Origin of the sequence: Holtiella tumoricola (assembly GCF_027857615.1) — a bacterium.
GTDB classification, from domain to species: Bacteria; Bacillota; Clostridia; order Lachnospirales; family Cellulosilyticaceae; genus Holtiella; species Holtiella tumoricola.
Map to the genome: position 1 here is coordinate 36701 of NZ_JAQIFT010000010.1, position 12445 is coordinate 49145.

Sequence of the window (12445 nt, forward strand, 5' to 3'; positions counted from 1 at the left end):
TCTTCATATAGATTCAATTTCTATTCCCTATCTTATCACAGCTAAATCTGCCTCACAACGCATCATGTAGTACAAAATACTATAATTGTCTTATAAAATCTATCTATTTTTTTGTCTATTTTCTGACTACTTAATATGATACAATGAAGTAAAGATTTATAAGGAGGAGGTAGTAGTTATGGAGATTGAACGTAAATTTTTGATTAAAGAACTTCCTGACCTCAATGCATATACTTGTAAGAAGATTAAACAAGGATATATTTCTACTGACCCTGTTATTAGAATTCGACAAATGAATGATACTTATTGCGTATGCCTTAAATCTCAAGGTCATATGATTCGTGAAGAATTTGAACTTGGTATTACAAAAGAACAGTGTGATGCACTGTGGCATAAAGTAGATAATACTCCAGTGGAAAAAACACGCTACTTTATCCCCCTAGATGGAAACCTTACTGCAGAATTAGATGTGTATGCTGGTCCCTTAGACGGCCTTCTAACTGTTGAAGTAGAATTTCCATCTCAACTAGAAGCAGCTAACTTCATAGCACCTGGTTGGTTTGGTGCAGATATTACTCACGACAATCGTTATAAAAATAACCATCTTTCACAATATGGTTTACCAAAATAGATAAAAGCCCCAACTTACGAGCACAGCTCTTTGTTGGGGCTTTTATCTATTTAAATACAGTAAAACCAATAATCATTAACAGTATTCCTACTAAAATTATCTCTATAACAGATGAACTATTTTGATCTAATTCATTTTTGTCTCTACGAATTTCATCTGTTTGACTCTTAAAGCTCATACTTCTAGCATAGAGATATTGAAAGTCTGCCCTTCTGCCCATATCCCCAAATGTGTTTGATCCTCCTATAAAAATATAGACTACACCAGCAATAACAAAACCATCTTTTAAAGAAAATGCAAAGAATTGTTCTGCCACTAAAATAGCTAAGGAAGTTAGTAAGAATATAATCCCTAATTTTAATATATACTTAAATAATTTTTGCCCCTTCTTATTCACATATTCCCCCTTCCTGGTGATAAAATTTTATCTATGCCATCCATTAAAGCTCCAACTTTGTATTGTTCCGTCTTTAGTCCAACCTACCCTACTTATTACTGCTTAATAACATTATAAAGATATTTTATACAGAATCATTTATACAATTACTCTCTTATAATATCATTATTCTTATCTCTTACCAATACAAATCTCTCACTTACTTCAAATAAAAAAAGAACTGCATTTTAATACTCACAGTTCTTCTTACTTAATTTTTCTCTTTGCTAAGTTTATACAATTGATAAGCATTAATCACTACAATTGCCGCATTAGAAATTACAACTGGATAAGCACCTACTAATACACCATAAATAACAAAAAGTACACATCCTATACTATTAATCACTCTAAGCTTGACCATATTAGTCATAAGTAAAGAAATAACTATACCTACTGATGCTGCATAGCCTATCCACTCAATCCATCCACCAAACATATACATCATCCTATCTTATTTTTCTAAAGTAACCTCAAGCTTAGTATGTGCACTTTTATTGGAGACATGCATAAGGTTTATTAATAGTCTATGATATAATAGAAAATAAATAGGGAGGGATTATATGGAACAACTCTATACTAAATATGGCAAAAAAAATACCTTTATATTTGGGGTTATTATTACATTTATCTTAAGCCTTTTCATAGGTTTACTTACACAATATTTTAGTCGTACGTTTCGCTTCGAAGACAAAACATTTACACTAATCAAACAGACTAATACACATGCTACTTTTAAAGATTCCTATAATAACTTATTAGAAGTAGATAGCGAACCTTATTTATTCAATACCTACAATACACTCCTTCATATTAATTACTTGGATAAAACTATAACTTATAATAGCTTAGACTTAGATGAAGGCATTATTATCACTTTATCAGATGGATCTATCCACAAAAGAGACGTCTTTGGTATATACCTTACTAATTCTACTCAAACTACGTCCTCCATACCTACCGAAGTTATTCTTTTAGATAAAATTTTTCATGTATTAAATAATAATCTTTCTACTGGTATTTTAGTATGTTTTAATATCTTAAGCCTTATCTTAAACTTAATTGGACTTATGAATATTATTTATCCTGAAATATGCTGGAATATTCGATACTGTATGTCTGTTGACGGTGGAGAACCCTCTGATTTTTATATTGTTTCAAGTAGATTGGGTGGTTATCTTTTAATTGGCTTTTCTATCTTTTTTCCTCTTTTTCCTCTATTCACAAGTAACTCTTAATTACCAGAATTACTATAAGGGTCACAGAATAGCAGAATATCTATCTGTGACCTTTATACTAAATAATTCTATTCTCCACCTAGTAACCTATAATATTTAGGTACCTTTTCTATACTACATTTCGCACAATTTTTTTTTGCATAACAATCACACTTAGGCTTGCCACAAGCTTGGTGCATTCTTTGCCATATTTCTTCTATAGGTTCCTTTAGCACATTACCATAGCTTTCATAAATAAAATCACATGCTCTAAAATTACCTTTATAATCAATATAACTATGCTGTACACCTGCTCCACACCCATACTGTTCCTCTGATTCTACATATGGAAAGACTGATGTTTTTGGATAGTCTGGGTTATTATTGAAGCATACATGCAGCTGAATAAGTGCCTCTTTTTCTTCTTTTATCAATACCTCATCTTGTTGTTCTTCTAAGTTTCCACATGGGATAGGTTCTACTATTCTTAGTTCATGAATACCTTCTTTTTTCAAAAACTTTGCAACCTCATGAATCTCACCACTTTGTAACATTTCTCTTGTGCAAACCACTTGCCCCATTGTATAAAGTCCTGCATCCTTTGCATGACGAATAGCATCTAATGCAATTTTGTGTGCCCCTTCATACCCCCTCTTGGCATCATGCTCTTGAGCCTTTGTACTATCAAAGCTAATAGCAACACCAAATAGGCCAGCTTTTTTAAGACTTTCTGCTCTTTCCTTTGTAAGTCCATATCCATTAGAAAACATAAGTGTCATACTTCTTTTATCTATAGCCTGTATAATTTCTTCTAGATCTTGCCTTACAAGTGGTTCTCCACCTGTAAACCCTATAATACCTACGCCTAAACGCTGTAATGCTTGTACGATTTGAATCATTTCCTTAGTTGATAAGTCACATTGTGGCTGTCCCATCATTTCACTTGCACTACAATGCCAACAGTTATACATACATCTTTTAGTTACAGCAACATATGTAGAAATAGGTGCAAGCCTTACCCCTTTAACATGGTTAGTATAAAACTCAGCCCCTTCTCCAGGTACATTTTGAGCTATACATTTAAATGCTTTACTATTTACTGGTGGTAAAAATGCATTAACGATATACTCTCCATCATGTTTAACAATACGTTCATTTTTAATAACATTTAAAGAACAATTAATTAAGTATTTTAATTTATAATTTGAGTTTTCTTTAAATCTTCTATGCAGATAAAAAAAGTTTTCTACTGCCCCTTTACTAAACAGCATCGGTATTATCTTTATCAATGATTTTAATTCCATATGATCTCCCTCTTACTTTCTAAATACACCCCATACAAAACTATGGGTAATCTGCTTAATTTTTTCTTTTTTTAACTCTATGGCAAGTTGATGTTGAATACTTTCATCCTTTAAATCTATCATACAGTCAAAACCTGCTAAGGCACCTGTATGGGTTACCCACCTTACAAGTTTTCTCATATCGTTAAATTGGAAAATCTGCCTTCCTTGCACTACTTTTATCTCTTCAAAGCCCACACTTCTAAACCATTTACCAAATATATGCTTATTCTTTGGATTAGGTAATGCTAACATAATTTCTTTTATAGCTTTTGGTTGCTTTATAAGTAGCTTAGGATAGACTTTTCTTATTTCAGGCAAAGTCTCCTTTGTATTCACGATCACCCCAAAAGTCCCTCCTGGCTTCAAAATGCGATGGACTTCTTTAATTATCTTATGTGGATTTTGATATTTGATCGCCCAACAACATACAACCATATCAAACCTTCCATCTGGTTGAGTATGCAAGAAACTCAGCATATCTTGCTCATAATATATAGCATGCGCAATCTGTTTTTCTCTTGCTTTTGATAACATGCCTCTTGATATATCTACTAAATGAAAATAAGCATTCTTATATTTTCTAGCCAGTTGTTCACTATTATATCCAGTTCCACATGCAAGATCTAATATACTCTCTACATCTTCATCACTGTTTTCTACTAGCTTTTCTAAAACCTTATCATTATGTACATGCATTATCTTTAAAAAATAGTTTTCATAGTAGTCACTCACTTTTGTATACGCTTTTCCTATGTCTTCATAATGTACAATTTTTCTTTGTAACCCCAACTTTCCTAACCTTTTAATGAGTTCAAAATATTTCATATCTGCTCCCTCTTTTTCCCTTGATATAGCATTTCAAACGAACTTGGTGCTATAAAGTTTATTTCATCAAAATACTTTTCACACAGTTTTCTTAAACCATCTTTCGAAAATCTATGACACTTCTCAAAACACAATAATTCAAAGCACCAGATAATCTTAGCAATACACTGCTTTCCATTAAACTCCCATATCAGAATTTCTCCCCCAGCTTGTAGATACTCTCTGCTAAGTGCAATAATTTCTTCTGGATTCTTTATATGATGTAATGCATCTCTTAGAATTACTCTGTCAAAAGTATTCTTTTTTAATATTCCTTCTAAATCTTGTAGGGTGTTGGCATAAATATGGATATGCTTATTTTTTCTGCTCGCTTGATTGATCATCTCCTGACAAGGATCTACAAGTGTTACATCTGCACCCTTATGTTGTAATAAATTAGCTAAAGTACCAGTTCCTCCACCTATATCTAAAATCTTCTTTCCTTTTACTGTTCCTAGATGTTTCAAAATCTCTTCATTGGTATCTAACCGAAACCGCTTCATAAAACTATCATAGATACCTGCATAATTTTTAAATAGATAAGACATGCCTTCTCCTAACTCCTCATTATCACTCTACTATAAATTGTTTCTTATCTCTATTATATCCTTTCATCACCATCGCTTCTAATCTATTTAAAATATTTAATCTTTTTGTAAGAATATATAACATGTTATTTTTCACTAGTACTTGATTTATAAATCTTATAATCATAATATAAGTATGTACTATAATATAAAAATTTAGAAAGAGGAGACCTATGCAAAAACTCAAAGACTTATCACTGAAAACAAAGATCATTACCATTACTTCAGTGATCATATTGGCAATCTGCTTGATTATCAGCAGTATTTTCTACAGCAACATGTATCATCACACAGTCAATATGATGGCAACTGATGCTCTAAACATTGCTCAATCCGCTACTTTATTAATCGATGGTGATGAATTTGAGCACTTATCTCTTAACCAAAATCCTGATTCCCCATTTTATACCCAAGTAAGAGAAAAACTTCAACATCTTAATCTGAATATAGGAAATGGTATGCTTTACACTCTGGCAAACTTAACTACAGATAATTATACCTATATTATTGATGGTAGTGATGCTTACGTAGATTTAGGATATGAACAAACAAAAAATGACTTTTCTAAAGAAACTCAATTGACTTTTGAAACAGGAGAAACTCATACAAGTGAACCTTACTACGTAGATACTTTCTCCAAATATTATATTTCTGCTTTTGCGCCTATCTTTAATAGCAATAAAGAGGTTGTAGGAGTTGTAGAATATGATTATGAAGGTGATGAATTAACTGCTAATACAAAAAAACTTACCTCTACAATTATCATTGTAACAACTGTATTAATTTTGCTTTCTATTGGTATTAATTATATCATTCTTACTTTCTTCTTTAAGCCAATGCGTTCACTTGTTGAAAGTATTGAATCCTTAGCAGAAGGTAATCTCCTTATTTCTATTGATGCTTCAAAATCAGATGAAATAGGAAAAATTAATAAAGCATTATATCAAACGGTGCATGCTTTAAGACATATGGTTACTGGTATTCAGCAATCAGCTACTCAAGTTTCTCAAACTTCTGAAAGCATTCTTGTTAGCTCAACTAATGCTACAATCGCTTACGAAGACTTAGCACAATCAACTAGTGAAATTTCATCTATTTCAACTCAACAACTCTCTGAAACAAAGAATATAAAATCTATACTCGAACAACTTAACTCAAACATTAATACTATTTCATCTAAAATCAATATTGCTCATCAAACTGCCAATGAAACAATCACACATACCACTCAAGGTTTAGATGCAGTTCAAACGACTCAATCTAAAATGGAAAATATCGAAGAAGGTATTAACCATACTCACGCAATCATCCAAAACCTTTCTACCAATATGGTGAAAATCCAAGGTATTGTAACAACTATTTCAGGTATAGCAGAACAAACTAACCTCCTAGCTCTAAATGCTGCTATTGAAGCTGCACGTGCTGGAGAAAGTGGAAAAGGATTTGCTGTTGTTGCAGATGAAGTTAGAAAGCTGGCTGAAAACTCTAATGTCTCTGCTAATGAGATTGTCGATATTATTGGCTACATTAATTCTCTTACTTCTACACTCTCTACAGCTATTTCTGAATGTGTCGACCATACAAAAGAAGGAAAAGATGCTACAACACATGTACTTAATTCTTTTGATGTGATTAAACATTCAAATCTGGATAATCAACATAAAATAGAAGAAATTAAAGAGACTGCAATGAGCATTGTTACTTCTATAGGTATCATTACTGATAATATGTCTACATTAGGCAATGTCTCTCAAACCATTGATATGAATACAATGAACTTAGCAGCTGTTACCCAAGAGCAAATGGCTACTTCTGAAGAATTTAAATCTATGGCCGAAGTCCTTCGCCAAGAAGCTGAAAATCTTCAAACAAATATTATGAAATTTAAAGTATAAAAAGGTTATTGCAAAATGAATAAGTACTTTTATTAATAGTAAAAAGAGCTCTAAAACTAATTAAATTTCTAGTTTTAGAGCTCTTTTATTCATTGAGACTAATAATTATGTGACAGCCTCTTAGTTAACTTCAACGCCAACTTGTTCTTTAAATGTGTCAAGGCCTACACGGTCAATGTAGTCTCCAAGGCGTTCATGTTTTGCCCCATTATCAGCATATACAGCTACAATTTTATCAATAAGTGTAAAGAGATCCTCTTCTTTTACAAGCGGTACAAGTAGGTCTCCCAATCTTGGTCTACCACCACCTTTACCTCCTACATAAACACGCCATCCATTTTTCACACCAATAAGACCAATATCTCTTGTATGACTATCTGAACAACTATTAGGACAGCCACTTACACCTATTTTAAGCTTATTCGGTAAGTTTTGACCATGATAAATACCATCTAACTTAGCACCAATAGCTACTGAATCATTAAGCCCTCTTTTACAAAATGTAGTTCCTGGGCAGATTTTAACACTACGTACACAAAGCCCAATTGCAGCTCCTGGCTTCATTCCTAAATCTTCCCACACATCATCTATATCATCCTCTTTAATCCCTACAAGGGCAATACGTTGAGCACCTGTTACTTTAAGTGTTGCTACATTATACTTATCTGCTACATCTGCAATTTTTCTTAATTGTTCTGGCGTTACAAGCCCACCTGTTAAGTGAGGTGCTATTGCATAAGTTTCTTTATCGCGTTGAAGCACGGCACCTTTTTCTAATAAATCAGCCATTGTTGTCCTCCTTATATCGTCTTTTTATTAGTATAGCAAGTCTATGAAAATTTATTTATATCAAATTTTCTATCTTTTTTATCTATACTCATATAATAATTATAATTAAATCTCATACTATCTTAAAGTCTATATATGCACTAAATTTCATCTCTTAACAACTCTATTATTGGTACAAACATCTCAATTTAAAATGGAAAATCTTGAAAATACAAAAGATCCCTCTTGTTCGGGGATCTTTTGTATTTTATTTAATTCTTTCACTTCTTTATTTTGCTACAGGAATCTCTAAAAATGTCTCTGCTACATTCACTGTAAAGTGAGTTGTAGTAAGTGGTCTCATTGTATACTCAGCATCTGTAGAATATAAAATAAGCCCTAATTTATGCCCTGCCTTCACAGTATAATCCATAGGTTGCATATCTACTGTAAATGTATATTCTGTACCTGGTTTAATCGGATCTACACGATAAGGTGCCACACGGTTTTGCGCATCCATCCAACCACGTGAAATGACTTTAAATGTAGATGGCTCTGATTCCATTACAAAGTCTACTATATCATCTGACCCAGCATTACCACCATAGATAATGCCATTTGGTACAACTACTTCTGTGTCAATTGTAGGTCTATATTCTGTTCCATAATCTACAAGCATTGCACTAATAATACCTGTTGGCTGATCAAGTGCTGCTTTAAGTGTTACATTAATTGTCCCACTTATTCTCATATCTTCCTTTAAAGGTTCTGTTACATAAGCTAGACGATCAGCTCTTGCCTCTTCTGGAGTACCTACTATAGTTTGTCTCCACGCTAATCCATCTTGAACTGCTCTATCATATCCTGATATTGAAAGATTATCTACAAAGCTTTCCTTCTTCGATTTAGAAGAAGGATTAGTTGTTAATGCATGTATTTGACCTCCATTATTTAAATAAAGTTTTAGAGTCTCACCTTTAACTGGCCAGTTATCAAATGTTTCAAATTCTAAATTTGTATTGTTTTGGATTGTTACAGGTGCAATGTCTTCCATTACGTTGTTATCAATCTCATAAAGCCAGTAATCAAACCAACGATTCATCATATCATTAAAATCAATACCTGCTAAATTATTGATACTAATATGTTCACCTTGATGTAATACCATTTTACGTGGTACATCATTTTCTTCTAAAGCTTTCCAAAGCATATCAAATTGTTTACTCTTTACATTCCAATCATTTAAACCATGTACAATAAATACACTTGCTTTAATTTGGTCCGCGTTATTTAAATAATTTCTTTCATCCCAAAATACATTGTAATCACCTGTTACACGATCTTGTTCCATACGCATTTGATCCATTGCACGTTCAAACACAGCTTTTACACTACTATAATCTTCTGGATCAAACATTCTACTCATACAATAAATAGCTAATAAGTCTGTATCATCACCTTGCCATCCTTCACCAGCTAAGTTTAATCCATTTGTTCTGTAATAATCGTACCAACTACTAATCGCTGCTACTGGTACAATTGTTTTAAGTCCATCAACACCTGTTGCAGCTATACCAATTGGTAAAGTTCCTCTATAAGAACGTCCTGACATTCCTACATTTCCTGTAGACCAATCCGCTTTTACTTCTATATTATCTGTTTTATTTGTAAATGCACGTGCATCTCCATTTAACCAATTGATAATGGCTACACCTGCTGCTATTTCATCTGCTGATCCTGTATCTACAATCCCTTCAGAGCCAATACTTCCAAGCCCACCAGCTGAAACAACTGCATAACCACGTGCAAAGAAATAATCATACCATCCATCAAAATCAAACTTCTCAAGTTGTCCATGTTCAGCTTGTCCTGCTATCTTGCGTGGTGCTGGAAGTTCTTTTTCTTCTGGTTTATAAGTTACATCTCCAAGAGTTGTTTCTGTTCTTTCACTTACTGTAAGGTCTTCATCTACGTTATGTAGATCATATAAATCGTCATTTGTTCCACGCTCATATGGACTAAGTTCAAATACAACTGGTACTTGCATCCCTTTTTCCGTTTCAGCAGGACGTTTAATCCAAACCTCAACTAAATCAAGTTTTCCATCAAAATCTGTATCTGTTTCTACTTCTACATATACTTTTTCATAAATCGCTTCATCGTGCTTAAAAATAGGTTGAGTTTTGCCATCAAAGACTAAAGCCTCTGGGATATCTTTATTGGTGTTATAATCACTCAAGAAACCATCTGCTAATAAAATCTCAAAGTATTCATGACCTTCTTTTGTTTTAGACTTAAGGCAATTATTTAATACTCTTGCTAAATCTTGATGTGTAAAGGATTTACTGTGAGTTGGCGCAAGACCTATAGCATCAGCAAAAGTAATCACTATCTCTTCATTAAAATCTACACCTTTCTCATAACCTAATAACTGAAGAAAAATTTCATAGAACTCTTTTTCAGATATTGGTTTAGAATGAGCTAAATGAGCCATTAACTCCTTATATTTGCCATCTAATGAGATACCTAGTTTCAATAAAATAGCATGTAAGTCATTACCCGTTACTTTCTTTTGGGCAAATTGAGCTGTTAGTCCCTCTTTGTGTCCAACTATTAAGCCAATATTATTCATAGCCAACATATCCTCACTTATTGATTGCTCAATACTGGATACATTTTGTCTTTCACTTGCATACACTACCGGAAAAGATGAAAAAGTAAGTGATGTTACAAGTGCTAATAATGCAAATTTTCTCATGATGTCTCCTTTATTTATGTTTATTTTTATATTTTAGTCTAAATAATTATATCATCTATTCTATTTATGTACACATTTTTTATAAACTTAAGTATATTTTTTTAAGTAAATATGCCGTTATAGATACTATTTCATCTATAACGGCATATTTGCTCCATTAATTTTATTTTTTTAATGTAAACACAAGTTTCTGATCCATTACTACCCAATCAGCAAACATCGAAAAATACTCATACGGTACATAAACACTACCTTCTATAAACTTCGGTGCAACGCCTACACTAAACGGTGCAGACATTCCTATTGCTTTTACACTATAGTAATTATACAAATCTGTTCCTATCTGCACTTTGGATTTTATCTCATCATTGTTAAGTGTAGCTGTATAAGTATCTGCATCCCATGTTACTTCAAATCCCATTGCTTCCGCTACATCTCGCAAAGGTAGCATGACTTTCCCTCTATAATATTCTATTGATTTTACTTCTACTACTTTCTCATCTATTATAACTTGTTCTATTAATTTTTCTTTTAAAATTTTATAGACCTGCTCCATATTGATACCATTATTCTTTTTAGCTTTGTCTAGTATCTCTACTTTCTCTTCTATGGGCATGTCTTCTAACCATATTTCCATTGGATATTGAGTCAAATCAATCAACCCTAATTCTTGTGCCTTTTGCATAGCAGACATTGCATAGTGTGTATCCATTATAAGTGGTAATTCTCTACCTGTACCTGCTTCAATTAAAATAGTTATAAACTCTGCCCTTGAAATAGGTACTTCTATATTTATTAAATCTGTTGATACTGGTTGGCTTACAGGAACATTAATAGGTTGAATAATTTCCGCTGCCCATACTGGCATAGCCAATGCCCCTATACATATTGTTAATACAGCCAATAGACTTTTCTTCTTCATATCTAGTCCTCTCCAATTCCCATTCATTTTATCACTTTAGACGTATACTTCCCTAAAAAAGTTCTCTATTTTAATTCATACAACAAGGTAGGTATTACTACCTCTATTATACTTATTTCAAAAATGTCATATGTTCAGGAGTAACGATTAAATTTTACCTTTCTTGAATCTGTATAGAGGCTTTGATCATATAATCATTTTTCTCTTTTGCAGCTACTGCATCTACCAGCACATCCTCATAGGCATTACCAATAATACATAAATTATGTGCCTTAATGTACTTCATTATCTTATCATACAATAAGGGTGTCTTATCATAATACCCTCTTATATATCCTACTACATACAACCCTTTAGGTTTAATCTCTAATTTCTCATTTCTCTGATGTCTATCTGTCTTAGTATAGTAATAGTCATATTTATAATAATTACTCTGCTCCAATTTTTCCTTTGTAAGCATTGCCCCTACAGGATATCCTATAGCTAGTTCATTTGCATAGCAATAATCTAGATGAGCCATGTAATTTTCCATATCGTAAGGTTCTTTTGTCCCATCTAATGGATTACTTAAGATAAGGCTTTCTTCTTCTTGCTCTTGTATTATTATTTGCTCTGTATAATGAAAGCTATCATGTAATGTTTTTATTTTATTCCCTATCATTTGTTTAGTACGCTGCAATTTTTTTATTTCTTCAGTAATTTTATTAGTTTCAAATTCAAATACTTCAAGAACACTTGTAATATTCCTTGTATCTATAAGTCCCTTTATTTCTTTAAGAGGCATGCCTATATCTCTAAGCGCAAGTATGAAATCAAATACTTCTAATTGATATTCTGAATAGTATCTATACCCATTATCCAGAATCTTATCTGGTTTAAATAAGCCTATCTCATCATAATGAAAAAGTGTTTTCTTATTAACTCTACATAACCTTGCAAACTCACCTGTAGAAAAATACTTTATTTTATTATCATTCATATTAAATCTCCTTATTGACTATCCAGTAACAGGATACCTTAT

General features: G+C 32.5%; 12 protein-coding genes. 3 read left to right on the forward strand and 9 right to left on the reverse strand.

Annotated features, from left to right (window positions below; translation table 11 throughout):
• The first annotated feature begins 178 nt into the window (after nt 1-178).
• Entirely contained in the window at nt 179-631 is a 453-nt protein-coding gene (locus PBV87_RS01605; RefSeq protein WP_053984736.1) for a CYTH domain-containing protein, read from the forward strand.
• 46 nt (nt 632-677) lie between these two features.
• Here PBV87_RS01605 and PBV87_RS01610 read toward each other — a convergent pair whose 3' ends face one another.
• Nucleotides 678-1028 (reverse strand): hypothetical protein, encoded by a 351-nt coding sequence (locus PBV87_RS01610; protein WP_271010907.1) that lies wholly within the window; start codon nt 1026-1028, stop codon nt 678-680.
• Between the two features lie 250 nt (nt 1029-1278).
• Nucleotides 1279-1506 (reverse strand): YgjV family protein, encoded by a 228-nt coding sequence (locus tag PBV87_RS01615; RefSeq protein WP_053984738.1) that lies wholly within the window; start codon nt 1504-1506, stop codon nt 1279-1281.
• A 124-nt stretch (nt 1507-1630) separates the two neighbouring features.
• On the opposite strand from PBV87_RS01615, the gene PBV87_RS01620 reads away from it, so the two are divergent.
• On the forward strand, nt 1631-2305 hold the full coding sequence (locus PBV87_RS01620) for a DUF6199 family natural product biosynthesis protein (protein ID WP_271010908.1): 675 nt from the start codon (nt 1631-1633) through the stop codon (nt 2303-2305).
• A 68-nt stretch (nt 2306-2373) separates the two neighbouring features.
• Here the strand turns inward: PBV87_RS01620 and PBV87_RS01625 are convergent, their stop codons facing one another.
• From PBV87_RS01625 to PBV87_RS01635, 3 genes are read right to left on the reverse strand one after another with little or no spacing between them, the layout of a single operon-like run.
• Nucleotides 2374-3588: a radical SAM protein gene (locus tag PBV87_RS01625; protein ID WP_271010909.1), complete on the reverse strand. Its 1215-nt coding sequence runs from the start codon at nt 3586-3588 to the stop codon at nt 2374-2376.
• A gap of 12 nt (nt 3589-3600) precedes the next feature.
• Complete coding sequence (locus PBV87_RS01630) at nt 3601-4455, reverse strand: class I SAM-dependent methyltransferase (RefSeq protein ID WP_053984741.1); 855 nt, start codon at nt 4453-4455, stop codon at nt 3601-3603.
• Nucleotides 4452-5042, reverse strand: a complete 591-nt coding sequence (locus tag PBV87_RS01635; RefSeq protein ID WP_271010910.1) for a class I SAM-dependent methyltransferase — start codon at nt 5040-5042, stop codon at nt 4452-4454. The genes PBV87_RS01630 and PBV87_RS01635 overlap by 4 nt, the downstream gene beginning before the upstream one ends.
• Before the next feature lie 212 nt (nt 5043-5254).
• On the opposite strand from PBV87_RS01635, the gene PBV87_RS01640 reads away from it, so the two are divergent.
• A complete protein-coding gene (locus tag PBV87_RS01640; protein WP_271010911.1) occupies nt 5255-6976 on the forward strand; it encodes a methyl-accepting chemotaxis protein in 1722 nt (573 codons plus the stop codon).
• Between the two features lie 120 nt (nt 6977-7096).
• On the opposite strand, the gene PBV87_RS01645 is transcribed toward PBV87_RS01640, so the two are convergent.
• From PBV87_RS01645 to PBV87_RS01660, 4 genes are all read right to left on the reverse strand, one after another.
• Nucleotides 7097-7765 (reverse strand): nitrite/sulfite reductase domain-containing protein, encoded by a 669-nt coding sequence (locus tag PBV87_RS01645; protein WP_271010912.1) that lies wholly within the window; start codon nt 7763-7765, stop codon nt 7097-7099.
• Between the two features lie 268 nt (nt 7766-8033).
• Nucleotides 8034-10502, reverse strand: coding sequence for a Xaa-Pro dipeptidyl-peptidase (locus tag PBV87_RS01650; RefSeq protein WP_271010913.1), 2469 nt, complete (start codon nt 10500-10502; stop codon nt 8034-8036).
• Between the two features lie 163 nt (nt 10503-10665).
• The gene (locus tag PBV87_RS01655) at nt 10666-11424 is read right to left on the reverse strand and encodes a copper amine oxidase N-terminal domain-containing protein (protein ID WP_271010914.1); all 759 of its coding nucleotides are present in this window, start codon (nt 11422-11424) and stop codon (nt 10666-10668) included.
• Between the two features lie 154 nt (nt 11425-11578).
• Nucleotides 11579-12403: a MerR family transcriptional regulator gene (locus tag PBV87_RS01660; RefSeq protein WP_271010915.1), complete on the reverse strand. Its 825-nt coding sequence runs from the start codon at nt 12401-12403 to the stop codon at nt 11579-11581.
• Nucleotides 12404-12445 lie beyond the last annotated feature (42 nt).